This window comes from Phenylobacterium sp., from assembly GCF_036502675.1.
Taxonomy (GTDB): Bacteria; Pseudomonadota; Alphaproteobacteria; order Caulobacterales; family Caulobacteraceae; genus Phenylobacterium.
Window position 1 is genome coordinate 1 of sequence record NZ_DASXYF010000063.1, and the last position, 23,514, is coordinate 23,514.

Annotated in this window: 21 protein-coding genes and 1 pseudogene; 14 read left to right on the forward strand and 8 right to left on the reverse strand. The window is 71.6% G+C overall.

The genetic code is table 11. From position 1 onward, the window contains the following. Positions 1 to 17 precede the first annotated feature (17 nt). From VGL30_RS07295 to VGL30_RS07315, 5 genes are all read left to right on the forward strand, one after another. Positions 18 to 1,010 carry an NAD(P)H-dependent glycerol-3-phosphate dehydrogenase gene (locus tag VGL30_RS07295; RefSeq protein WP_331538345.1) on the forward strand — a complete coding sequence of 331 codons (993 nt, stop codon included), beginning with the start codon at positions 18 to 20 and terminating at the stop codon, positions 1,008 to 1,010. A gap of 9 nt (positions 1,011 to 1,019) precedes the next feature. Further along, a complete protein-coding gene (locus VGL30_RS07300) occupies positions 1,020 to 1,304 on the forward strand; it encodes a YciI family protein (protein WP_331538347.1) in 285 nt (94 codons plus the stop codon). Further along, positions 1,301 to 1,660: a Rieske (2Fe-2S) protein gene (locus VGL30_RS07305; protein ID WP_331538349.1), complete on the forward strand. Its 360-nt coding sequence runs from the start codon at positions 1,301 to 1,303 to the stop codon at positions 1,658 to 1,660. The genes VGL30_RS07300 and VGL30_RS07305 overlap by 4 nt, the downstream gene beginning before the upstream one ends. A 61-nt stretch (positions 1,661 to 1,721) precedes the next feature. Then, on the forward strand, positions 1,722 to 2,435 hold the full coding sequence (locus VGL30_RS07310; RefSeq protein ID WP_331538351.1) for a class I SAM-dependent methyltransferase: 714 nt from the start codon (positions 1,722 to 1,724) through the stop codon (positions 2,433 to 2,435). 209 nt (positions 2,436 to 2,644) lie between these two features. After that, positions 2,645 to 3,844 carry a cell wall hydrolase gene (locus VGL30_RS07315; RefSeq protein ID WP_331538353.1) on the forward strand — a complete coding sequence of 400 codons (1,200 nt, stop codon included), beginning with the start codon at positions 2,645 to 2,647 and terminating at the stop codon, positions 3,842 to 3,844. A 34-nt stretch (positions 3,845 to 3,878) separates the two neighbouring features. On the opposite strand, the gene VGL30_RS07320 is transcribed toward VGL30_RS07315, so the two are convergent. Continuing rightward, positions 3,879 to 4,625, reverse strand: coding sequence for a creatininase family protein (locus tag VGL30_RS07320; protein WP_331538355.1), 747 nt, complete (start codon positions 4,623 to 4,625; stop codon positions 3,879 to 3,881). A gap of 94 nt (positions 4,626 to 4,719) precedes the next feature. On the opposite strand from VGL30_RS07320, the gene VGL30_RS07325 reads away from it, so the two are divergent. Beyond that, positions 4,720 to 5,355 (forward strand): peroxiredoxin, encoded by a 636-nt coding sequence (locus tag VGL30_RS07325; protein ID WP_331538356.1) that lies wholly within the window; start codon positions 4,720 to 4,722, stop codon positions 5,353 to 5,355. Positions 5,356 to 5,385: 30 nt separating this feature from the next. On the opposite strand, the gene VGL30_RS07330 is transcribed toward VGL30_RS07325, so the two are convergent. Further along, positions 5,386 to 5,928 carry a DUF2939 domain-containing protein gene (locus tag VGL30_RS07330; protein ID WP_331538358.1) on the reverse strand — a complete coding sequence of 181 codons (543 nt, stop codon included), beginning with the start codon at positions 5,926 to 5,928 and terminating at the stop codon, positions 5,386 to 5,388. A 158-nt stretch (positions 5,929 to 6,086) separates the two neighbouring features. On the opposite strand from VGL30_RS07330, the gene acs reads away from it, so the two are divergent. The 3 genes from acs to VGL30_RS07345 all read left to right on the forward strand — a co-directional run bounded on the left by acs (position 6,087) and on the right by VGL30_RS07345 (position 12,218). After that, positions 6,087 to 7,976, forward strand: coding sequence for an acetate--CoA ligase (acs, locus tag VGL30_RS07335; protein ID WP_331538381.1), 1,890 nt, complete (start codon positions 6,087 to 6,089; stop codon positions 7,974 to 7,976). Then, a complete protein-coding gene (locus VGL30_RS07340; RefSeq protein WP_331538360.1) occupies positions 7,931 to 8,956 on the forward strand; it encodes a small ribosomal subunit Rsm22 family protein in 1,026 nt (341 codons plus the stop codon). The genes acs and VGL30_RS07340 overlap by 46 nt, the downstream gene beginning before the upstream one ends. 439 nt (positions 8,957 to 9,395) lie before the next feature. Then, complete coding sequence (locus VGL30_RS07345; RefSeq protein ID WP_331538362.1) at positions 9,396 to 12,218, forward strand: pitrilysin family protein; 2,823 nt, start codon at positions 9,396 to 9,398, stop codon at positions 12,216 to 12,218. A 7-nt stretch (positions 12,219 to 12,225) separates the two neighbouring features. On the opposite strand, the gene VGL30_RS07350 is transcribed toward VGL30_RS07345, so the two are convergent. The 3 genes from VGL30_RS07350 to VGL30_RS07360 all read right to left on the reverse strand — a co-directional run bounded on the left by VGL30_RS07350 (position 12,226) and on the right by VGL30_RS07360 (position 16,362). Continuing rightward, positions 12,226 to 13,527: an Hsp70 family protein gene (locus tag VGL30_RS07350; RefSeq protein WP_331538364.1), complete on the reverse strand. Its 1,302-nt coding sequence runs from the start codon at positions 13,525 to 13,527 to the stop codon at positions 12,226 to 12,228. Between the two features lie 90 nt (positions 13,528 to 13,617). Continuing rightward, positions 13,618 to 15,909 (reverse strand): NADP-dependent malic enzyme, encoded by a 2,292-nt coding sequence (locus tag VGL30_RS07355; RefSeq protein ID WP_331538366.1) that lies wholly within the window; start codon positions 15,907 to 15,909, stop codon positions 13,618 to 13,620. Positions 15,910 to 15,978: 69 nt separating this feature from the next. Next, complete coding sequence (locus VGL30_RS07360; protein WP_331538368.1) at positions 15,979 to 16,362, reverse strand: DUF2237 domain-containing protein; 384 nt, start codon at positions 16,360 to 16,362, stop codon at positions 15,979 to 15,981. Positions 16,363 to 16,418: 56 nt separating this feature from the next. On the opposite strand from VGL30_RS07360, the gene VGL30_RS07365 reads away from it, so the two are divergent. Together VGL30_RS07365 and VGL30_RS07370 are read left to right on the forward strand one after the other, a co-directional pair. Next, entirely contained in the window at positions 16,419 to 17,288 is an 870-nt protein-coding gene (locus VGL30_RS07365; RefSeq protein ID WP_331538371.1) for a CoA ester lyase, read from the forward strand. After that, positions 17,285 to 18,103, forward strand: coding sequence for a hypothetical protein (locus VGL30_RS07370; protein WP_331538373.1), 819 nt, complete (start codon positions 17,285 to 17,287; stop codon positions 18,101 to 18,103). The genes VGL30_RS07365 and VGL30_RS07370 overlap by 4 nt, the downstream gene beginning before the upstream one ends. Before the next feature lie 36 nt (positions 18,104 to 18,139). Here the strand turns inward: VGL30_RS07370 and VGL30_RS07375 are convergent, their stop codons facing one another. Beyond that, positions 18,140 to 18,559 (reverse strand): HIT domain-containing protein, encoded by a 420-nt coding sequence (locus VGL30_RS07375; protein WP_331538383.1) that lies wholly within the window; start codon positions 18,557 to 18,559, stop codon positions 18,140 to 18,142. 132 nt (positions 18,560 to 18,691) lie between these two features. Between VGL30_RS07375 and VGL30_RS07380 the strand changes: the two genes are divergently transcribed. Continuing rightward, entirely contained in the window at positions 18,692 to 19,672 is a 981-nt protein-coding gene (locus tag VGL30_RS07380) for a malate dehydrogenase (RefSeq protein WP_331538385.1), read from the forward strand. 13 nt (positions 19,673 to 19,685) lie between these two features. Here the strand turns inward: VGL30_RS07380 and VGL30_RS07385 are convergent, their stop codons facing one another. Beyond that, positions 19,686 to 20,357, reverse strand: coding sequence for a lysozyme inhibitor LprI family protein (locus VGL30_RS07385; protein ID WP_331538375.1), 672 nt, complete (start codon positions 20,355 to 20,357; stop codon positions 19,686 to 19,688). A 68-nt stretch (positions 20,358 to 20,425) separates the two neighbouring features. After that, on the reverse strand, positions 20,426 to 21,736 hold the full coding sequence (locus VGL30_RS07390; protein ID WP_331538377.1) for a lysozyme inhibitor LprI family protein: 1,311 nt from the start codon (positions 21,734 to 21,736) through the stop codon (positions 20,426 to 20,428). 305 nt (positions 21,737 to 22,041) lie between these two features. Here VGL30_RS07390 and sucC point away from each other — a divergent pair, with 305 nt between their 5' ends. After that, positions 22,042 to 23,247, forward strand: coding sequence for an ADP-forming succinate--CoA ligase subunit beta (sucC, locus tag VGL30_RS07395; RefSeq protein ID WP_331538379.1), 1,206 nt, complete (start codon positions 22,042 to 22,044; stop codon positions 23,245 to 23,247). 2 nt (positions 23,248 to 23,249) lie between these two features. Next, positions 23,250 to 23,514 (forward strand): annotated as a pseudogene (locus tag VGL30_RS07400) (succinate--CoA ligase subunit alpha); the annotation flags it as partial.

Here is a 23,514-nt window from a genome sequence, read left to right on the forward strand (position 1 = left end):
CGCAAGGGCGCGAAAGCATGAGGAAGACAGCCGGCGTGATCGGCGGCGGCGCCTGGGGGACGGCGCTGGCCCAGGTCTGCGCGCGGGCCGGGCTTGAGACCACGCTCTGGGCCCGGGAGGCCGACGTGGTGGCCTCGGTCAACGCCAGCCACGAGAACACCAGCTTCCTGCCGGGCGTCGCTCTCGATCCCTCGATCCGGGCCACCGGCGACTTTGCCGATCTGGCGGCCAGCGACCTGGTCCTGGCCGTGGCGCCGGCCCAGCACCTGCGAAGTGCGCTGGCCGCCTTCGCCCCGCATGCCCGCGACGGCCTGCCGATCCTGCTCTGCGCCAAGGGGATCGAGCAGGGCTCGCTGAAGCTGATGACCGAGGTGCTGGCCGAGACCATTCCCCAGGCCGCGCCGGCGGTGCTGTCGGGGCCCAGCTTCGCCGGCGAAGTGGCCCGCGGCCTGCCGACCGCCGTGACGCTCGCCTGCCCCGAGGAAGACTGCGCCCGCGACCTCGCCGAGCTGATCGCCACGCCCACCTTCCGGCCCTATTTCGCCACCGACATGATCGGCGCGGAGGCCGGCGGCGCCGTGAAGAACGTGCTGGCCATCGCCTGCGGCATCGTCGAGGGCCGAGGCCTTGGCCGCAGCGCTCACGCCGCCCTGATCACCCGCGGGTTTTCAGAGCTGACGCGGCTTGCGGTCGCGCTTGGCGGCGAGGCCGAGACGGTGGCGGGCCTCTGCGGCCTGGGCGACCTGGTGCTCACCTGCTCCAGCCCGCAGTCGCGCAACATGAGCGTCGGCCTGGCGCTGGGCGGCGGCCGGACCCTGGCGCAGGCCCTGGACGGCAAGCTCTCCGTGGCCGAGGGCGTCGCCTCGGCGCCGGCGGTGCGCGCGCTGGCGGCGAAGCTGGGCGTCGACACCCCGATCTGCGAAGCCGTCGCCGCCGTCCTGGCCGGCGAGATCGACCTCGACGCCGCCATCGGCGCCCTGCTCTCCCGGCCCCTGCGCGCCGAACGCTGAAGGACCCCCATGCCGCTCTTCACCCTCACCTGCCTCGACAGGCCCGGTTCGCTGCAAGTGCGCATGAGCGCCCGCGAGGCGCACCTGGCCTACGTCGCGCGCATGGCGCCGACGGTGCGGCTGGGCGGGCCGTTCCTTGGCCCCGGGGGCGAGATGTGCGGGTCGCTGCTGATCGTGGAGACGGCCGACCTGGCCTCCGCCCAGGCGTTCAGCGCCGCCGACCCCTATGTGCTCGCCGGGTTGTTCGAGCGCGTGGAGATCCGCCCCTTCCGCGTCACCGTGGGCGCCCTTTGAGCGAGCCTGCGATCGCCCGCCCGCCGCCGGGGGTGCGGCTCTGCGCCCTGGCGGAGATCGCCGAGCCGGGGGCCAGGGGCTTCCGCTTCCGCGACGGGGAGAAGATGTTCGCGGGCTTCGTGGTGCGGCACGCCGGCGCGGTCAGGGGCTATGTGGACTCCTGCCCGCACGCCGGCTGGGCCTTGGCGGCCTTCGACGACCGCTACTTTACCCGCGACGGCGCACACTTGCTGTGCACGGGGCACGCCGCCCTGTTCCGCCCGGACGACGGGGTCTGCGTCGCGGGGCCCTGCGCGGGCGACCGCCTGACCCCCTGGGCTGTTGCGGTGCTGGGCGGCGAGATCGTCACAGCCTGACCCTTCCTTAACCCGGGGCGGCTAAGCCGGAGGGGACGGTTCGACTTCAAGGACGCTTGGCATGGCCGATCCCCTTCGCGCGCTCGCGACGATGAACACCCGCTTCGCGCCGCGCTTCGCCCGCACCATGCTGGCCCCCCGCGCCGACGAGAGCGCGGCCTTCGACGCCCACTGCAAGGCGCAGGGCTTCGAGTTCACCGAGACCTGGGCGGACAACAACCTGCCGTTCGTCACGCCGCTGCTGCGCAGGTTCGCCGAGGCGCCGGCGGGGCCGATCCGCTACCTGGAGATCGGCGCCTACGAAGGCAAGAACCTGGCCTTCATGGACTGGCTGCTGCCCGGCCGCCTGGCGGTGACGGTGATCGACCCCTGGTTCGACGAGGCGCTGAATCCGGAAGAGAAGTACCATGCCGTCGAGCCCCGCTTCCGGCGCAACGCCGCCAAGCTGAACTTCGCCTCGCTGGCTACCCGCAAGGGCTTCTCGACCTATGAGCTGCCCACGATGCTGCAGGCGGACGAGGCGTTCGACCTGATCTATGTGGACGGCTCCCACACCGCCTGGGCGGTGGGGATCGACCTGGCCTATTGCGCGGCCATGCTGCGGGTCGGCGGGATGATCATCCTCGACGACTACTGGCACCACGAGAGCGAGATCGGCGGTCCCGGGGTGAAACAGGCCGTCGACCGTTTCCACGGGGTGTTCCGCGAGTATTTCGACATCACCGCCGTGTATCGCCAGGTCGTCCTGACCAAAACGGCGGAGATCCCGCGCTAGCCCCGCGCCCGCGGGGCGAACCCCGCGCGCATGTGCTTGCCTGCATAGCGGGCCTGCTGTGCCCGCCGGTTGAGCGTCGCGACACGGTTAACGCCACCTTAGGGAATTGGCTGGCCTGAGGCCGGCGGACGCCGTATTTGGACGCCTTGTTGCTCAGGGACGCGGAGCAATGGGGATCCTGTCGCGTGTTGATACATCTTCGCCGTGTCGTGAACGCTGACACCGCCATCCACCTGGTGGGCGTGGAGCTGGGGTTGAGCGTCCTTCTGGGGGCGAGCCTGAGCCTCGCGGCCGTGCCGCCGTCTCAGAACGTCCGCCTGGCGCAGATCACCGGCGGCGAGGTGTCGCCGCAGGCCTTCAGGCGCCTCACCGCCTCGATGGACCCGGCCATGCTGGCGCTGGCTGCTCGCCTTGAGCCGAAGGGCCCGCTGGCCTCCTGGGACGCACCCCCGGCCGACCTCCCGCTGGCGCAGGCCGGCGACAGCCACGCGACGGCCGGGGACGCCGACGGGGCGCCGGTGATCAAGCTGCAGGCGCTGTCGCCCGACGCGGCCCGCATCCTGAACGCCAACATCCCGGTCTCCACCGAGCCCAACGCCGCGGCCAGGCCCTTCAAGCTCAACGCCGGCGGGGTGCTGGACGAGGCCCGCGCCGCCGACTGCATGACGGCGGCGATCTATTACGAAGCGGCGATGGAGAGCACCGACGGCCAGCGCGCCGTGGCCCAGGTGGTGCTGAACCGCGTGCGCCACCCGGCCTTTCCCAAGACGGTCTGCGGCGTGGTCTTCCAGGGCTCCAACCGCACGACCGGCTGCCAGTTCTCCTTCACCTGCAACGGCGCCCTGGGCCGCCAGCCCTCGCAAGCCGGCTGGGCGCGGGCCCGCCAGGTGGCGGTGGCCGCCCTGGACGGCTACGTCATGAAGCGGGTGGGCAACGCCACGCACTACCACGCCGACTATGTGGCCCCGTACTGGAGCCCGAGCCTCGTGAAGATCGGCGCCGTCGGCGCGCACATCTTCTACCGCTGGACCGGCAGCTGGGGCCTGCCGCCGGCGTTCAGCGGCCGCTACGGCGGCAGCGAGATGGACGGCCTGCGGATCGCCACCCTCGACAACCTGGCCCAGACGCCGGCCGGGCTCGACGCCGCGCCGACGACCGAGGTCACCGCGCCGGCGCCGGAGGTCATGGCGGTGGAGGTGGCTGCCGTCACTCCGCGCCGCGCGCCCGCCGCCGCCGATCTGGCCGCCCCGCCCGGCGCCGCCGACGCCCTGGGCGACGCCGAGATGCTCACCGCAGCGGGCGCAGGCCAGGACGCCGGGGCCATCGCCAAGCCGCAAGACCTCGACTGGACCGGCCGTCCCCGGGAAAAGGCCCCGCCCCGCGTGGCCAAGCCGCAGGCGACGTTCTGAATTCCAGATCCCTCCCCATGAAGGGGAGGGAACTTCAGGGCGCCTCCTCGCCCGCGAACGCCCTCACGTCGTCCAGCAGGCTGGAGACCGCCTGGGCCACCAGTTCGCCGCCCTTTTCCGGGGTGGCCTGCGCCGGGTCCGAACCCATGCGGCCGTCGGGGTAGCGGGCGCGGAAGTCGGCGGCCTCGCGGATCGGGCCGCTGGGGGCGATCTGCGGGGCGTAGTTGGCGGCCTTGATAGCGTCGGGATAGGCCCACTGGGTGATGGCGATCTCCGACGGCGTAGCGTGGCTGCCGTGGCCGGCGGGGAACTGCCGCTGGGCGAGGCTCATCACGCCCTTCAGGTCCCACCAGTTCTTCAGCTTCAGGGAAAAGCCGCGCGCCCGGCCCGCGTAGCTGGCCTCGGCGTAGATCTCCGAGAAGGCCGCCTCGATGGTGGCGACGTTCCCGCCGTGGCCGTTCAGGAAGTAGATCTTCTCGAAGCCGTGGGCCGCGAGGCTCTTCACCCAGTCGCCGATCGCCAGCATGAAGGTGGACGGCCGGAGCGCGATGGTCCCCGGGAAGCCCAGGTGGTGCTGGGCCATGCCGACGTTGAAGGTGGGCGCGACCAGCAGGTCCCCCCGCCTGTGCGCCTCGTGGGCGATGATCTCCGGGCAGAGCCAGTCGGTGCCCAGGAGGCCGGTGGGCCCGTGCTGCTCGTTGGAGCCGATCGGCACCACCACGGTGCGCGAGCGTCGCAGGAGGTCCTCGATCTCCTGCCAGGTGGAAAGATGCAGCAGCATGCGGCCCGCGCCTCCGCGCAGTGGGAAATGTCACGCCGGCATATTACCTTCCGGGCGGGCCGGTAAGTTCAACTTCACGACAAGGAGACGCGCCATGGCGCTGCAGCTCAACGACACCGCACCGGACTTCACCCAGGACTCCACGGAAGGGCCCCTGCACCTCTACGACTGGGCGGGCGAATCCTGGGTGGTGCTGTTCTCCCATCCCAAGGACTTCACCCCCGTCTGCACCACCGAGCTGGGCGCGGTCGCCAAGCTGAAGCCCGAGTTCGACCGGCGCAACGTCAAGGTGATCGGCCTTTCGGTGGACCCCGCCGACAGCCACCGGGGCTGGTCGAAGGACATCGAGGAGACGCAGGGGGCGAAACTGAACTTCCCGCTGATCGCCGACCACGACCGCAAGGTCTCCGACCTCTACGGCATGATCCATCCCAACGCCTCGGACACCATGACCGTCCGCTCGGTGTTCGTGATCGACCCGAACCGCAAGGTGCGCCTGACCCTGACCTATCCCGCCTCCACGGGCCGCAACTTCGACGAGCTGTTGCGGGTCATCGACAGCCTGCAGCTCACCGACAGGCACAAGGTCGCCACGCCGGCCAACTGGCGTCAGGGCGAGGACGTGATCATCGTCCCCTCGGTCAGCGACGAGCAGGCCAAGGACCTCTTCCCCGGCGGCTGGACGGCGCACAAGCCCTACCTGCGCACCGTGCCCCAGCCGCGCCCATAAGACCCCGCAGGCGGGACCGGGGCTTGCCGGCTAGTCCGCCTCGCCCTCGGCCGGCGGGAGGGACGTGGAGACCTGGATGTCTTTCAGCGCCCGGGTCGTCACGTCCGGCGCGTGCAAGGCGACCAGCTTCCAGGCTCCGCCCTGCCTGGCGAAGGTGAGCAGGCAGCGGTCCCTGGCGGTCTCGTCGCGCAGGCAGACCCGCTCGGGCGCCAGCACGCGCAGGCGTCCGGCGATCTCGTGGGCGCTGGCCGACTTCCCCGGCAGCTGGCCCGCGCCGACGCGCAGCAGGCGGAAGGACTCCGGCGAGATCATCTTGTCGGCCGCCACGTCGCCGGTGTCGTCGCCCAGCTGGTCCTGCAGGGCGCGCACCTCCGGCACCGCCAGCAGCTGCCCCTTCAGGTCGGCGCGGACGGCCGGGCGGTCGATGCGGGCCTCGAAGGCCATGCGGTCGTCGCCCGCCACCGCGGCCAGGAACTTGCGCACGTCCGGCGCCGCGGCCTGGCGCGCGTCCCCGCAGGCGCTCAGGCCTATCGCCAGCGCCGCCGCCGCTCCTGACCAGCCCGGGGACCTCATGCCCCCGGTCTAGGCGAATCCGGCGGCGATGTGAATCGCCGACGGTTGCGCCAGCCTCCCCTCTCCGCATACTCCAGCCTGGAGACCGTTCAGGGAGCGACACAGTGAGCGACGGCGAGGTTTTTCCGGTTCCGGAAGCGTGGGCCAAGCAGGCCTGGATGGACGCCGGCGGCTATGAGGCCGCGGTCCGCGAGGTGGAGGCCGATCCGGAGAGCTACTGGCGCAGGATCGGCCAGCGGCTCGACTGGATCCGGCCGTTCACCCAGGTGAAGGACGCATCGTTCGACGCCAAGGACTTCCGCATCCGCTGGTTCGCCGACGGGGTGCTGAACGTGTCGGTCAACTGCCTGGACCGCCACCTGCCGGCCCGCGCCGACCAGATCGCCATCATCTGGGAGAGCGACGACCCCCAGGTCTACGACACGCTCACCTACGCCCAGCTGCTGGCCGAGACCTGCCGCATGGCCAATGTGCTGAAGGCCAAGGGGGTCGGGAAGGGCGACCGGGTCACCATCTACCTGCCGATGATCCCCGCGGCGGCGGCGGCCATGCTGGCCTGCGCGCGGATCGGGGCGGTGCATTCGGTGGTGTTCGGCGGCTTCTCCCCCGACAGCCTGGCCGGCCGCATCCAGGACTGCGACTCCAGGCTGGTGATCACCGCCGACCAGGGGGTGCGCGGCGGCAAGATCGTGCCCCTGAAGGCCAATGTCGACGAGGCGCTGAAGGCGTGTCCCGGCGTGACGGACGTGATCGTCGTGCGCCGCACCAGGGCCGAGGTGCCGATGACCCCGGGCCGCGACGCCTACTACAGCGACCTCAAGGCCGCGGTGTCGGGCCGCTGCGACCCCGAGCCGATGAACGCCGAAGACCCGCTGTTCATCCTCTACACCTCGGGCTCCACGGGAAAGCCCAAGGGCGTGCTGCACACCACCGGCGGCTACCTGGCCTGGGCCTCGCACACCCATGAGCTGGTGTTCGACTACCGGCCGGGCGAGGTCTTCTGGTGCACCGCCGACATCGGCTGGGTCACCGGCCACTCCTATGTGGTCTACGGCCCGCTGGCCAACGCGGCCACCACGGTGATGTTCGAAGGCGTGCCCAACTACCCCACCAACTCCCGGTGCTGGGAGGTGGTCGACAAGCACAAGGTGGAGATCTTCTACACCGCCCCCACCGCCATCCGGGCCCTGATGCGCGACGGCGACGAACCGGTGAAGCGCACCTCGCGCGCCTCGCTGCGCCTGCTGGGCACCGTGGGCGAGCCGATCAACCCCGAGGCCTGGCTCTGGTACCACCGGGTGGTCGGCGACGGCCGCTGCCCGATCGTCGACACCTATTGGCAGACCGAGACCGGCGCGTGCCTGGCCTCGCCGCTGCCGGGCGCCACGCCGCTGAAGCCCGGCTCCTGCGCCAAGCCGCTGCCTGGCGTGAAGTTCCAGCTGGTCGACGCCGACGGCAAGGCGCTCGCCGGCGCCGTCAGCGGCAACCTTTGCATCACCGACTCGTGGCCCGGCCAGATGCGCACGGTCTACGGCGACCACGAACGCTTCGTCTCCACTTATTTCGCCACCTACGCCGGCAAGTATTTCACCGGCGACGGCTGCCGGCGCGACGAGGACGGCTACTACTGGATCACCGGCCGGGTGGACGACGTGATCAACGTCTCCGGCCACCGCCTCGGCACCGCCGAGATCGAGAGCGCCCTGGTGGCCAACGCGAACGTGGCCGAGGCCGCGGTGGTCGGCTTCCCCCACGAGATCAAGGGCCAGGGCATCTACTGCTTCGTGACGCTGAAGGCCGGCGTCGAGGAGACCGACATCCTGATAGCGGAGCTGAAGGGCTGGGTCCGCCGGGAGATCGGACCCTTCGCCGCCCCCGACGTGGTGCAGTTCGCCCCGGGCCTGCCGAAGACCCGCTCGGGCAAGATCATGCGCCGCATCCTGCGCAAGATCGCCGAGGACGACCTGTCGAACCTGGGCGACACCTCCACCCTGGCCGAGCCGTGGGTGGTCGACGACCTGGTGAAGAACCGCGGAGCGCGCGGCTGAGCGTCGAGCCTCCGGCCGCCCTGCGCGCGGCGATCGACCGCGAGCTGGCCGGCGTCTCCCGCCGTGGGCTGGCCGAACGGGCGGCGAGGATCTCCGAGGCCTATCGGGCGGGCGGAACCTCCGCGCGGGCCGTAACCCAGCCGGACGATGCGCTCGCCTATGCCCTGGCTCGCCTGCCGGCCACCTACGCCGCCTGCGCCGCGGTGTTCGCCGAGGCGCGGCGGATGGCCCCGGGCTTCGCCCCCGCCCGCCTCACCGACGCCGGCGCCGGCCCCGGCGGCACGGCCTGGGCGGCGGTGGCGGCGTGGCCCGGGATCGTCCGGGTCGCCCAGCTCGACGCCAGCCGGCCGTTCCTCGACCTCGCCCGCAGGCTGGCCGCCGATGGGCCCGCCGCGCTCGCGGCGGCGGAGCTGCGCCGCGCCGAGCTGTCCGGCGCCGATCCCCTGCCCGCCGCCGACCTGGTGAGCGCCAGCTACGTCCTGGCCGAGATCCCCGCCACGGCCCAGGCCGGCGTGGTCGAGCGCCTCTGGGCCGCCTGCCAGGGCGTGCTGGCGCTCGTCGAGCCCGGCACGCCCGCGGGGTTCGAGCGCCTGCGGGCGGCGCGCACGCAGCTCGTCGCCGCAGGGGCGACGGTCCTCGCCCCCTGCCCGCACGACGCCGCCTGCCCGATGAAGGCGCCCGACTGGTGCCACTTCGTCCAGCGCCTGCCCCGCAGCCGCGACCACCGCCTGGCCAAGGGCGCGGCGCTGGCCTTCGAGGACGAGAAGTACGCCTACCTGCTGGCCGCCCGGCCGGGCGTCGCCGCGGCGCCGCGCACGCCCCGCGTGTTGGCCCCGCCCAGGGCCGCCAAGCCCGGGATCACCCTGAAGCTCTGCACCCCGGCCGGCGCCGAAGCCGCCTTCTCCCCCCGCCGCGACAAGCCCGCCTACGCCGTGGCCCGGCGGCTGGACTGGGGGGATGCGCTGCCGAGCGGGGAGTGAGCGCCGAGACGACTCCCTTTCCCCCTCCGGGGAGATGGGAGAGCGACCTTTTGTTCCCTTTGTGTTCTTGTTGTAAAACGTCGCCTGGGTTATGCTTCACAAGACGGTTGTCCGTTCGTCCGACAGACGTCTCCTGTATCGCGGGCGCCAATGCACAGCCCCGCACCACCGCCGTGATAGAGCCCGAAAAGTATCCGCCTGTTAGCCGCCCACAATGCACCGGAACTCATACAAATAATTGATTCAGCTAGTATCTCTTCCGACCACCGAACCGCTGTTTCCACCCCGAACCCCGCTTATCGCCTTAAGGGTTGTCTACGGTTTGCCGGTGGGTTCGCGGCGTCCGCAGTCCTGATGTGGCCAACCCATGACAATCCCGTAACTTCCCTCCCCGACGCCCGGTGCTAAGGACAGGCGCCGCTTCATTCGGAACGCCTCCATGCTCCGCCACGCCGCCTGCGCCGCCCTCGCCTTCGTCAGCCTGGGCCTCGCCGCCCGGGCCCTGGCCGCGGGACCGGCCTCGGTGGTCCCGCCGATCGTCTACAGCCACCGCACCCTGCCCAACGGGCTCGAGGTCTACATCTCGCCGGACAGGACCACCCCCAACGTCACCGTCCAGGTCTGGTACGGCGTGGGCTCCAAGGACGACCCGCAGGGCCGCTCCGGCTTCGCGCACCTGTTCGAGCACATGATGTTCAAGGCCACCCGGGACTTCCCGGCCGAGAGCATCGACCGCTTCACCGAGGATGTGGGCGGCTTCAACAACGCCTCCACCTACGACGACTTCACCAACTACTACGAGGTGGCGCCGGCCAACCACCTGCAGCGGCTGATCTGGGTGGAGGCCGAGCGGATGGGCGCCCTCGTCGTCGACGAGGCCAACTTCAAGTCCGAGCGCGACGTGGTGAAGGAGGAGCTGCGCCAGCGGGTGCTGGCCGACCCCTACGGTCGGCTGTTCACCCTGATGATCCCCCAGGCGACCTACGCCGCCCATCCCTACCACCGGCCGGGCATCGGCTCGATCGAGGAGCTGGACGCCGCCACCCTCGACGACGTGCGCGCGTTCCACGCCGCCTACTACCGCCCCGACAACGCCGCCCTGGTCGTGGCCGGCAACCTGGACGAGGCGCAGGTCGACGCCTGGATCGACCGGTATTTCGGACCCCTGAAGGACCCCGCAGAGCCGATCCGCCGCGTCACCGCCGCGGAGCCGCCGCGGAAAGGGCCCGGGGTCTATGACGGCTACGGCCCCACCGTGCCGCTGCCGGCGCTGGCGATCACCTGGCTGGGGCCCAAGGCCTCCGACCCGGACGCCCCGGCCCTGAAGGTGCTGGACGCCATCCTTTCGGCCGGCAAGTCGTCCCGGCTCTACGACCGCCTGGTCTACAGCCAGCAGGTCGCCACCCAGGTGTTCTCCAACGCCGACCTGCCGCAGCAGCCAGGCAATTTCATGGTGGGCGCGGTGATGGCCAGCGGCCATGACCTGGCCGAGGGCGAGAAGGCCCTGCTGGCCGAGGTGAAGCGGCTGCGCGACGCCCCGCCTTCGGCCGCCGAGCTGGACGAAGCCAAGAACGAGCTGGTCGCCGGCAAGCTGCGCGAGCGCGAGACCATCGACGGCCGCGCCTTCGCGCTGGGCTACGCCCTGCGCATCGAGGGCGACGCCGCCCGGGCCAACACCGAGCTCGCCGACCTGCAGGCGGTCACCGCCGCCGACGTGCAGCGGGTCGCCCGGAAGTACCTGGCCGACGACCGGCGGATGGTCATCCGCTACCGCCCCGACAGCCTGCGGCCGGCGGGCGTCGTCGAGGCCAAGGCCCCGCCGCCGCCGAAAGTCAGCGCCCGCTATACCGGTCCGATCTCGGTCCTGGCCCCCGAAGGCGCGCGCCAGGCCCCGCCGCCGATCGGCGATCCCGTGGCCTCGGCGCCGCCCAAGCCCGCCGAGAAAGTGTTGGGCAACGGCCTGCGGGTGATCGTCGCCCGCTCCAGCGACCTGCCGCTGGTCACCGCCGACCTCACCGTCAGGACCGGCGCCTGGGCCGACCCGCCAGGCCTTGCGGGCGCCACGGGGATGACTGCCGAGATGCTCACCGAGGGCACCAAGACCCGCACGGCGCAGCAGATCGCCCGGCAGGTGGAGGCGCTCGGCGCCACGCTGGACGCCAGCGCCGACCTGGAGTCCTCGTCGGTCACGCTGAACGTCATGCCCGACAAGCTGCCGGCGGCGGTGGCGCTCATGGCCGACGTGGCCCGCAACCCCGCCTTCGCCTCGGACGAGCTGGACCGCCAGCGCCAGCTGGCCCTCGACGGGCTGCAGGTGTCGATGCGCGAGCCGGGCTCGGTGGCGGGCTTCGTCTCCGCCCCGGTGCTCTACGCCGGCACGCCCTTCGGCCACACGCCCACCGGCACGCCGACGTCGCTGGCCCGGATCGACAGCTCCGACCTGGCGCAGATCCACGCCGGCTACTTCCGGCCGGACAACGCCGTCCTGGTGCTGACCGGCGACATCACCGCCGACCAGGGCTTCGCCCTGGCGCAGCAGGCGTTCGGCGACTGGAAGAACCCGGCGTCCGCCCCGCCGCAACCGCCGGAGATCGCCCCCAAGGCGCCGCCCCGCGCCGTCGCCATCGACATCCCGGGCTCCGGCCAGGCGGCGGTGACCGTGGTGCGCACGGCCACCCCGCGCAGCGATCCGGCCTACTATCCCGGCCTGGTGGCCAACTCCGTGCTGGGCGGCGGCTATTCCGCCCGGCTGAACGCCGAGATCCGGGTGAAGCGCGGCCTGAGCTACGGCGCGGCCTCCAGCCTCACGGCCCGGCGCACCACCGGCGCCTTCACCGCCCGGGCTCAGACCAAGAACGAGTCCGCGCCGGAGGTGCTGGACCTGATCCGCGCCGAGATGGCCAGGCTCGCCCGCGAGCCCGCCGGTCCCGAGGAGCTGAAGGCGCGCAAGTCGGTGCTGGTGGGCGGCTACGGCCGCCAGTTCGCCACCACCGGCGGCCTGGCCGGCATCCTGGGCGACCTGGCGCTCTATGGCGTGCCGCTGGACGAGGTGGGCCGCTACACCGGCAAGGTGGAGGCGGTCAGCGCCGCCGACGTCCAGGCCTACGCCGCCCGCGTGCTGACCCCCGACGCCGCCAGCGTCATCGTCGTGGGCGACGCCAAAGCCTTCGCAGCGCCGCTGAAGGCCCGCGTCCCGTCCCTGGAGGTGATCCCCATCGACGACCTGGACCTCGATGCGCCGAGCCTGCGCAAGGCGGAGTAGCCGGGGCCTAGGCCCGCGTCGTCCAGCGCGCCAGGTCGCGCTCCCGGCCGATCAGCGCCAGGCCCGAGGCGATGGACTCCAGCTCGTTGCCGCTCTCGATCCGCGCGGGATCGAACCGCTGGGTGAAGATCCGCCGCACCGCGGGCACCAGCGAGGAGCCGCCGGTCAGGAACACCCGGTCGATCGAGCGCGCCGCGAGCCCCGCGTCGGCCAGCGCCGCATCGACCGCCGCCTCGATGGCCGCCAGCTCCGGCGCGATCCAGCCTTCGAACGTCTCGCGCGCCACCGCCCGGCGGATGTCGACGCCGGCGGCCTGGAAGCGGAACTCCGCCTGGGTCTCCCGCGACAGCGTCTCCTTCAGGTGGGATACGGCCTGGTACAGCGGGTAGCCGAGGTTCTCGTCCAGCACCTCCACCAGGCGGGCGATCTTCTCCGGCTCCACGGCGTCGCGCACCAGGCGGCGGATCTCGCGCATGTCGCGCGAGGCGCGCATCAGAGCGAGCTGGTCCCAGCGTGCGAAGGTCGAATAGTAACGATTGGGGATGGGCAGGGCCTTGCCGAACGCGGTGTAGCTCGACCCTTTGCCGAGCTGCGGCGAGACCAGGTTGTCGATGATCCGGTAGTCGAAGGCGTCGCCGGCCACCCCCACCCCCGACCGGCCCAGGGGTGCGGAGACCATCTCGCCGCCGCGGTGCTCGAAACGGATGATCGAAAAGTCGCTGGTGCCCCCGCCGAAGTCGCCGACCAGCACGGTGGCGTCCCCGGTGAGCGCCCGGGCGAAGAAGAAGGCCGCACCCACCGGCTCATAGGCGTAGAGGATCTCCTCGAAGCCCATCCGCGCGAAGGCGGTCTCGTAGCGCTGCAGGGCCAGCGCGGCGTCGGGCGCGGTGCCCGCGAAGGTCACCGGCCGGCCGACGATCACCCGCCGCGGCAGCTCGGCCATGGTCGCCCCAGCACGGTCGCGCATCTTCAGCAGGAAGGCCGAGAGCATGTCTTCGAATCGGTAGCGGCGCCCCAGGATCTGGGTCTCGCTGAACGACCCGCTGGCCGCGAAGGTCTTGAACGACTGGATGAAGCGGGTTTCCCCCGGGTCCTCCGCATAGGCCTCGACAGCCCAGGGGCCTGCCTCCACCGTGCGGTCGGAGGGCCGCTCGGGCGGGGCCTGGAAGGCCAGGGCCGAGCGGAAGGCGAAGGTCTCCGCCACCGGGGCTGCGAACCGCACCAGCTCGGCCGCCCCCTGGGGACCTGCCATGGCGACCACCGTGTTGGTGGTGCCGAAGTCAACGCCCAGGCTGACATCGGCGGTCATGGCGCGCGCTCCTTGCCGGGGACTGACGCGGGATCGCTACGCCCCCGAACGCGCGCAATCCTCAGATCGGAACGGGCGCCCGCGGCGGCGTCACGCCTCCGCCTCCACGGCCGGGCTTTCGTGGGCGGCCACCGTCGCCATGTGCAGGATACGCGAGACCGAGGCCGACAGCGGGCAGATCTGCACCGACTTCGACAGGCCGAGCAGCAGCGGCCCGATCACCGTCGCCCCGCCCAGCGCCTGCACGAGCTGGGTGGAGATGGTCGCCGAGTGCACCGCCGGCATGATCAGCACGTTGGCTGGCCCGGTCAGGCGCATGAACGGGAAGTTCACCCGCCGCGCGGGGTCCAGCGCCAGCTCCGGCGGCATCTCGCCCTCGTACTCGAAGTCGAGGCCGTCCATCTCGTCCAGCATGGCCACCGCGTCGCGCACCTTCTCCGAGCGCTCGCCCATGGGGTTGCCGAAGGTGGAATAGGAGAGGAACGCCACCCTGGGCGTATAGCCCAGCTCGCGCACCGCCTTGGCGGCCTGCAAGGCGATCTCCACCAGTTCGTCGGCTTCGGGCAGCTCGGTGACGTTGGTGTCGGCGATGAACAGGGTGTGTCCCTTGGCCAGCACCACCGACATGCCCATGACCCGTCCCTGCGGCTCCGGGTCGATCACCCGCAGCACCTCGTCCAGCACCTGGTCGTAGGCGCGGGTCACGCCGGTGACCATGGCGTCGGCGTGGCCCAGCGCCACCATGCAGGCGCCGAAGGAGTTGCGGTCCTGGTTGATCAGCCGGTGTACGTCGCGCAGCAGGTAGCCCTGGCGCTGCAGGCGGGCGTAGAGGAAGTCGGTGAACTCCGGGTTCCAGTGCGACAGCCGCGCATTGATGATCTCGAGCTTGGCGTCGGCCGGGACCAGCCCGACCAGGTGCATGTTCTCATGCACCAGTTCCTCGCGGCCGATCAGCACCGCATCGCCCAGGCCGGCGCTCTGGAAGGCGTAGGCCGCACGGATCACGCTGGGCTCCTCGCCCTCGGCGAACACCACCCGCTTGCGGGGCGCCGACAGCACCGAGCCCTGCAGCTTCTGCAGGAAGCCGGCCGTGGGATCGAGCCGCTGGGCCAGCGAGGCGCGGTAGACGTCCATGTCGGCGATCGGCCGGCGGGCCACGCCGGTGTCCATGGCCGCCTGGGCCACGAACGGCGGAATGTAGGAGATCAGCCGCGGATCGAACGGGGATGGGATGATATATTCCGGCCCGAACTTCAGCTGTGTGCCGTGGTAGGCCGCCGCCACCTCGTCGGGCACGTCCTCGCGGGCCAGCTGGGCCAGGGCGTTGGCGCAGGCGATCTTCATCTCCATGTTCACCCGCCGGGCGCGCACGTCGAGGGCGCCGCGGAAGATGTAGGGGAAGCCCAGGACGTTGTTCACCTGGTTGGCGTAGTCGGACCGGCCGGTGGCCACGATGGCGTCGGGGCGCACGGCGTGCACGTCCTCCGGGGTGATTTCCGGGTCCGGGTTGGCCATGGCGAAGATGATCGGCTTCGGGGCCATGGTCTTCACCATTTCCTGGGTGACCGCGCCCTTCACGGACAGGCCGACGAACACATCGGCGCCCACCAGCGCCTCGGCGAGCGTGCGGGTGTCCGTCTCCACCGCGTGCGCGCTCTTCCACTGGGTCATGTCGTTCGGGCGGCCGCGGTAGATCACCCCCTTGGAGTCCACGGCGATGACGTTCTCGTGGCGCACGCCCATGGCCTTGATCAGATCCAGCGTGGCGATGCCCGCCGCGCCGGCGCCGTTCAACACCACCTTCACGTCCTTGATGTCGCGCCCGGTGATGGCGCAGGCGTTGATCAGCCCGGCCGCCGAGATGATCGCCGTGCCGTGCTGGTCGTCGTGGAACACCGGGATGTCCAGCAGCTCCTGCAGCTCGGTCTCGATGCGGAAGCACTCGGGGCTCTTGATGTCCTCCAGGTTGATGCCGCCGAAGGTCACGCCGATGTTCTTGACCACCGTGATGATCTCGTCCGGATCGGTGGCCAAGACCTCGATGTCGATGGAATCCACGTCGGCGAAGCGCTTGAAGAGCACGCTCTTGCCTTCCATCACCGGCTTCGACGCCAGGGCGCCCAGGTTGCCCAGGCCGAGGATCGCGGTGCCGTTGGAGATCACCGCCACCAGGTTGCCCTTGGAGGTGTAGTCGTAGGCCTTGTCCGGGTCCTCGGCGATGGCCAGCACCGGCACGGCCACGCCGGGCGAATAGGCCAGCGACAGGTCGCGCTGGGTGGCCATCGGCTTGGTGGGCTGGATGGCGATCTTGCCGGGCGTGGGGTGCTGGTGGAAGTACAGCGCCTCGGCGTCGGTGAAGGTGCGTTTCTCGGACTCGCTCATGCGGCCGGATCCTCAAGGTGCGGCAGGTGGAAGCGCCTACCTATAGAGACCGCCGCCCCGCCACAACCGTCACGCTTCGACCGCGTAGTCCTTCAGCACGCCCAGGGGCACGATGGCGAGGGTTTCCTCATGCGTCGCCTCCAGAACCACCCGCGGCGCCGCCCCCGCGTCCAGCGCCTCCTTCCAGCGCGGCGCGCAGAGGCACCAGCGGTCGCCGGGCTTCAGGCCCTGGAAGCCGTACTCCGGGACCGGCGTCGACAGGTCGTTGCCCACCGATTTGGAATAGGCCAGGAACTCCGCGGTCATCACCACGCAGACGGTATGCATGCCGAGATCGTGCGGCCCGGTCTCGCAGCAGCCGTTGCGGAAAAAACCGGTCATCGGCGAGGCGGAGCACATCTGCAGCTCCCCGCCCATGACGTTGCAGGCGCCTTCGTCGTATCGGGTGGTCATGCCCCTATTCTAACCGCTAAGAGTCCGTGCGAAGCAACATGAACCTAGGCGATCCGTTGAACGTCCGGCCCCGCCGCAGCGTCCTCTACATGCCGGCCGGCGCCACGCGCGCCGTGGAGAAGGCCCGCAGCCTGCCCTGCGACGTAGTGATCCTCGACCTGGAGGATGCGGTCGCCCCCGACGCCAAGACCGAGGCCCGCGACCTGGCGGTGGCCGCCGTGCAGGCCGGCGGCTTCGGCGGGCGCGAGGTGGTCATCCGCGTGAACGGCCGCGACACCCCCTGGGGCGCCCAGGACCTGGCCGCCGCCGTCGCCGCCCAGCCCGACGCCGTCCTGGTCCCCAAGGTGAGCACGCCGGAGGACGTGGCGGCCTACGAGGCCGGCCTTTGGGGACGGCCTCGCCTGTGGGCGATGATCGAGACCTGCGCCTCGATCTTCCGGCTCGACGCCATCGCCGGGGCGGCCGCCTCGCAGCGGCTGGAAGCCTGGGTGATCGGGACCAACGACCTGGCCAAGGAGATGCGCTGCCGCCCGGGCGTCCTGCGCGCGCCGCTGGCGGGTCCGCTGAGCCTCGCGGTGGCCGCCGCACGGGCCCATGGGCTGGCGGTGATCGACGGGGTCTACAACGACATCGGCGACGCCGAGGGCCTGGCGCGGCAGTGCGCGCAAGGGGCCGACTTCGGCTTCGACGGCAAGAGCCTGATCCACCCCAGCCAGATCGAGGCCGCCAACGCCGCCTTCTCGCCCGCGCCGGACGACATCGCCTGGGCGCGGACCATCGTGGAAGCCTTCAACTTGCCGGAGAATGGCGCTAAGGGCGTCGTCAGGGTGGAGGGGCGCATGGTGGAGCGTCTGCACCTGGCCGAAGCGCGGCGGCTGATCGCCGTGGCCGAGGCGATCGCCGGCCACGAGACCAACGACCCATGACCGCCCGCCTGCGACGCATGCTCCGAGAGGCCGCCACCGCGGCCTTCGTGCTCGTCGCCGCCGGCGCCGTCCAGGCCCAGACCGACTCCATCGGCGCCCTTCTCGACCAGGAGGCCGCGCCGGCCCCCGCCGCTCAGCCGCCCCCGCCCGCCGAACCCCAGTACGAGGACGAGGAGGCCGCCGAAGCCGCCCCGCAATCCGCCGCCCAGCCCGGCGGCGCGGCGCCGGCGCTGGCCGCCGCTCCGCCGCCGGCCCCGACGACGCCGCTGGAATACGCCCGGCCGCCGACGCCGACGCCCTCTATGGCCAGCGCGGCGTCCTATCCGCCCTTTCCGGCCCGCCCGCCGGGCCAGGCGATCGCGTCCCTGCCGAGGCCGAGGCCCGGCACGGCCGGGACGCCCGTGCATATCGACGAACTCGGCAAGACGCCGGAGGGTCCGCCGAGCGCGGTCGAGGTGGGCTACGAGCAGCGCCTGCGCGCCTCATTCTCCTCGGCGCAGGGGTTGCAAGGACCGCTGGACGGCAGCTGGGTGCTCTCGGCCGACGGCGGCGGCGACCTCTATTCCCTCGAACTGGTCGACCGTTCCAGCGGCGCGCTGGAAGGCGCCTGGCGCGACCTGCGCCGCGCCGGCGCGCTGAACGCCTCGGGCTTCGTCGACGACATCCAGCGCTACGGCGGCCAGCTCACCCTGCGCTTCTTTCCCCACGGCCGCGAACCGGCCGTCGCCACCCTGGCCGCCGGCCTCGACGGCCGGTGGGCCGGCGAGTTCACCGACGGCGGCGAACGGCGGACGGTGACGCTGAGACGGAAATGAACGCCCGCCTTCCCCTGCCCGCCATGGAGAGGGCGTTCAAATCCCCAATGCGTCCCGCGCCGCCGCCATGACCGGGGCCAGCGCCGCCTCGCCGTACGCCTCCGCCGCGCCGGCGCCCCACACCGGCCCCGGCCAGGCCGGGTCGTCCGCGCGGCGGCCCACCACATGCAGGTGCAACTGCGGCGTCAGATTGCCCAGGGCGCCGACGTTCAGCTTCTGCACCGGCCGCCCCAGCGCCCGCCCCACGGCCCGGACGGCGGCGCCGGCCAGCACCGCTTCCTCCATCAGCCGGGCCCGGTCGTCGGCCGGAAGATCCTCCAGCTCCCGCGCGCCCGCCGTCCGGGGGATCAGCACCAGCCAGGGAAACCGCGCGTCGTCCTGCAGCCGCGCCTGGCACAGTGAAAGATCCGTCAGAAAGACGGATGTGGCCTCGAAAGCCGCGTCGAGAATGAACATGTCCTGCACCATGACCACGTCCGCAGGCGTATAGGAAGCTATGTGGCATTGCGGCAGGGCGCCAAGTTGGCTACGCACCCGGCGACTTGGCCCGCAGGCCGCCCGCATCACGTTCGGAGCAGCACCATGAGCATCAAGAAGGCGATCCGCGTGGCGGTCACCGGCGCCGCCGGCAACATCGGCTACGCCCTCCTTTTCCGCATCGCCTCGGGCGAGATGTTCGGCAAGGACCAGCCGCTCATCCTGCAGCTCCTGGAGATTCCGGCCGAAGGTCCGCAGAAGGCGCTGAAAGGCGTGGCCATGGAGCTGGAGGACTGCGCCTTCCCGTTGCTGCAGGACATGGTGCTCACCGACGACGCCAACGTCGCCTTCAAAGACGCAAGCTGGTGCCTGCTGGTCGGCTCCAAGCCGCGCGGCCCGGGCATGGAGCGCGCCGACCTCCTGAAGGACAATGGCAGGATCTTCATCGCCCAGGGCAAGGCGATCGACGCCGTGGCCGCCGACGACGCCCGCATCGCCGTGGTCGGCAACCCCTGCAACACCAACTGCATGATCGCCGCCTCCCAGGCCAGGCGGCTGCCGGCCGAGCGGTTCACCGCCATGGTGCGTCTGGACGAGAACCGCGGCCGCGCCCAGCTCGCGAAGAAGGCCGGGGTGTCGATCACCGACGTCTCCGAGCTCTTCATCTACGGCAACCACTCGCCGACCATGTTCGCCGACTTCACCCACGCCAAGATTGGGGGCAAGCCAGCCGCGGAGGTGATCGGCGACGACGCCTGGCTGAAGAACGAGTACCTGCCCACCGTCGGCAAGCGCGGCGCCGCAATTATCGACGCCCGCGGCCAGAGTTCAGCGGCTTCGGCGGCCAACGCCCTGATCGACCATGTTCGCGACCTGACGACGCCCGGGACGGTCCACTCCGTGGCCATTCCCAGCAACGGCCGCTACGGCTTCGCGCAAGGCGTCTGGGCGGGCATGCCGGTCAGGTCCACCGCGACAGGGTACGAGGTAGTCACGTCATACCAGATGGACGAGTTCGCCAGGTCGAAGATCGCCATCACCAACGACGAGCTGGTGGCCGAACGCGACACCGTGAAGGATATGCTGAGCTGAGTCTGCGGCAGGTCTACTCGCCCGCCGCCATGTCATCCAGTTCCTGGATGCGCTGGGCGTAGACCTGGGCGAGCGCCGTGGCGGAGCGCTGGGCGGCGTCCTCGCGGATTTCCCGCCAGTCGGCCTGCTCGTCGCGGAGATCCTGCGGCGGAACCCCGGACGCCAGGGCCCGCTGGTAGGCCCGGGCCATCCGCCGGTCGGCGGCGGCCAGGCCCACGTCGCCGCAGACCATGTCCTGGGCGAGGCTGGACGCCTTGGCGCAGTCGAAGCTGGGCCGGGGCTCCGCCGCGGTCGCCATCTCGGTGGGCGGCGGCGCGGCGGTTTCCCCCTGCGTCTCGGTCGGCGGCGGGACCGGCAGGGCGGGCGGCGGCGGGGCGGCGGACTCGGCCATGCCGGGCGCCAGCACCTCCATCGGCGGGCCCGAGGACTTCACCGGCCGCGGCGGCTTCTCCGGATTGACCAGGATCTTCATCTGGCCGGTCCCTGAAGGCTGCGGATCGGGATCCATGCCGAGCGCCGGCAGCGCCAGATAGGCCAGGCCCGCGCCGACGGCCAGCGCCACGAGGATTCCCGGGACCAGCAGCGACCGGCGCCCGCGCGGCGGCGCGTCCGGCGGACGCGGCGGCGGGGGCGCGGGCCGGTCCGGCCGCGGCATCGGCTGGTCGAAGCGGTCGCTCGGCGTCACGCGTTCGTCTCCTTCGCTCCCAGCCAAATCCCTCGCCCACCCGGACGTTGCAAGCGCGAAGCTCCCGCCTAGGGCTCGTCGTCCTGCGCCCGGTCGGCCTCGGTCTCCAGCTCGGCGATGCGGGCGTCATAGACCCGGGCGACCGCCCAGGGCGCTTCTTCCGCCGCCGCGTCGCGGGCCGCCCGCCAGCGGTCCTGCTGCCGCCGCAGCCGCCCGGGCGAGACGCCGGCCGCCTCCGCCTGGCGGTAGGCTCGCTCCAGCCGCCGGTCGGCCGCCGCCAGGCGCGGGTCGGCGCAAAGCAGCGCTTCGGCCCGGCTCTGCGCCGCACAACCCGCCCGCGCCGCGCCGCGGGCCGGCTCGGCGGCGGGCTTCGGCTGCGCGGCCGGGACCGGGGCCTTCGGCTTCAGCGGCTCGGCGCGCAGGGCGGCGAGCTGCAGGTCGAGCGTGCCGGCCGGCCCCCGCGCCAGGGCCAGGGCCAGCGGCGTCGCCCGCGCCGACGCCGCCTTGGCCACCGCGAGCTGCAGCCTGGGCGGCGCGGCCTTGGCGACCGCCACCGGCGGCGGTTTCGGCGCGGCCTTGACCGGCGTCTTGACGAGGATCGCCTTGCCGACCACCGGCGGAGCCGCGGGCTTGCCCTTCGCGGCGGGCTTCACCCTGGGCTCAGCCGTCTGCTTCGCCGCGGCCTTCACCAGCCCGGCGGGCGGCGGTTCGGCCTTGGGAAGTTTGACCTTGAGGGTCTTGGCGGCAGCCGGCCCGGACAGCGCCTTCACCGGCGTCGGCTTCGGCCTCGCGGCCTTCGGCGCGACCGCCTTCGCCCGCATGAGCTTCGCCGGCGGCGCGGCGGGCTTGGGCCTGGTCTTCACCGGCGTCGCCTTCAGCGGCGGCTTGGCGGGCGCGGGCGGCGTCCTGATAGCCACCGGCCTCGCAGCCGGAGGCTTAGGCGCCGGCTGCGCCTTCACAGGGATCGCCTTCGGCATCGGCGGCGCGGCGATCGGAGGCGGCTCCGTGGGCGTGGGCGGCGCCTCCAGCGGCGGCTCGGGCGCTGCGGCCGGCGCCGGGGCCGGGCGACCCAGCGTCACGGGCGCCGGCGCGGCGGCGATCTGCACCAGCGGCTCGGGGACGGACGCCGGCGAGACCTCGTCGACCAGGATGCGGATCCGGCGCGGGGCCTCGGCCCCCAGGGCGGCCTTGGCGTCGGCGCGCCGCAGCACGGCCTCCTCGTGGCCCGGCCGCGCCCAGACCCCGGCCGCCACCCCCAGCGCGCAGGCCCCGACCACACCGGCGCCCAGCAACCCCCAGCCGCCGAGCAATCCACGGTCCGGCGCGCTGACCAGCGACGACGGCGCGCGCGGCGAAGCTTCGGGGCGGTCTTGGTCCATGAGCCTCCTTGGGGTGATTTCCGTTAACCAAGTCCTTGGTGAAGCTTGGCTTTTCGCGACAACGAGCTTGGCCGGCGAAAGCTGAATTGAGGCTGAACGGCGCCGGTTCGTCCACCGTCGCGACACGCGGAGGCTGCGACCGAACGGCGCAGGCCGGACTGCGCCGTTTTGCAAGCGGGACCAGCCACGCGTAACCCAGCGTCAGGCGTCTGCGCCCGGGCGGTTGCCACGCTGCATTGGGGCGCCTATAACCCCGGCCACTTGCCGCAACGGCGCGGCGGTCTCCCCAAAAGCACGCCGGCTCCATGAACATCCACGAGCATCAAGCCAAAGCCATTCTCGCTGAGTTCGGCGTGGCGGTCCCCCGCGGCTTCGCCGCCTTCACCCCCGACGAAGCGGCGGAGGCGGCCAGGAAGCTGCCCGGCCCGGTCTATGTGGTGAAGTCGCAGATCCACGCGGGCGGCCGCGGCAAGGGCCGGTTCGAAGGCCTCGGCCCCGACGCCAAGGGCGGGGTCCGGGTGGTCAAGTCAGTGGACGAGGTGAAGTCCAACGCCGCCGAGATGCTGGGCCGGGTGCTGGTCACCCACCAGACCGGGCCCAAAGGCAAGCTGGTGGGCCGCCTCTACATCGAGGAAGGCGCGGCCATCGCCAAGGAGTTCTACCTCTCCCTGCTGGTCGACCGCGAGACCAGCCGCGTCTCCGTCGTCGCCTCCACCGAGGGCGGCATGAACATCGAGGACGTGGCGCACGACACCCCGGAGAAGATTGCCAGCTTCTCCATCGACCCGGCCACCGGCTACTGGGCGCACCACGGCCTGATGCTGTCGGCGGCGCTGGGGCTCTCCAGCGACCAGGCCAAGCAGGCCGGCAAGCTGCTCTCCCAGCTCTACCGGGCGTTCGTCGCCAAGGACATGAGCATGCTGGAGATCAACCCGCTGATCGTCACCGAGGACGGCCAGCTGCGGGTGCTCGACGCCAAGATATCCTTCGACGACAACGCGCTGTTCCGCCACCCGGAGATCCGCGAGCTGCGCGACCTTTCGGAGGAGGACGACAAGGAGATCGAGGCCTCCAAGCACGATCTCTCGTACATCGCCCTCGATGGCGACATCGGCTGCATGGTCAACGGCGCGGGCCTGGCCATGGCCACCATGGACATCATCAAGCTCTACGGCGCCGAGCCCGCCAACTTCCTCGACGTGGGCGGCGGCGCCTCCAAGGAGAAGGTGACCGCGGCGTTCAAGATCATCACCGCCGACCCCAACGTGAAGGGGATCTTCGTCAACATCTTCGGCGGCATCATGAAGTGCGACACCATCGCGGCCGGCGTGATCGCGGCGGTGAAACAGGTCGGGCTCAAGGTGCCACTCGTCGTGCGGCTCGAGGGCACCAACGTCGACCTGGGCAAGAAGATGCTCGCCGAGTCGGGGCTGGCGGTCACCACCGCCAACGACATGGCCGACGGCGCGCAGAAAATCGTGGCGCTGGCTCGCGCCGGAGAGGCGAAGTAGCCATGTCGATCCTCGTCGGAAAACAGACCAAGCTCATCGTTCAGGGCATCACCGGCGGCGCCGGGACGTTCCACGCCAAGCAGATGCGCGAGTACGGCACCAACGTCGTTGGCGGCGTCACGCCGGGCAAGGGCGGCCTGGTGCACGAAGGGTTCACGGTGTTCGACACCGTACAGGAGGCGGTGAAGAAGACCGGCGCCAACGCGACGGTCATCTACGTGCCGCCGCCCGGCGCGGCCGACGCGATCCTCGAGGCGGCGGGCGCGG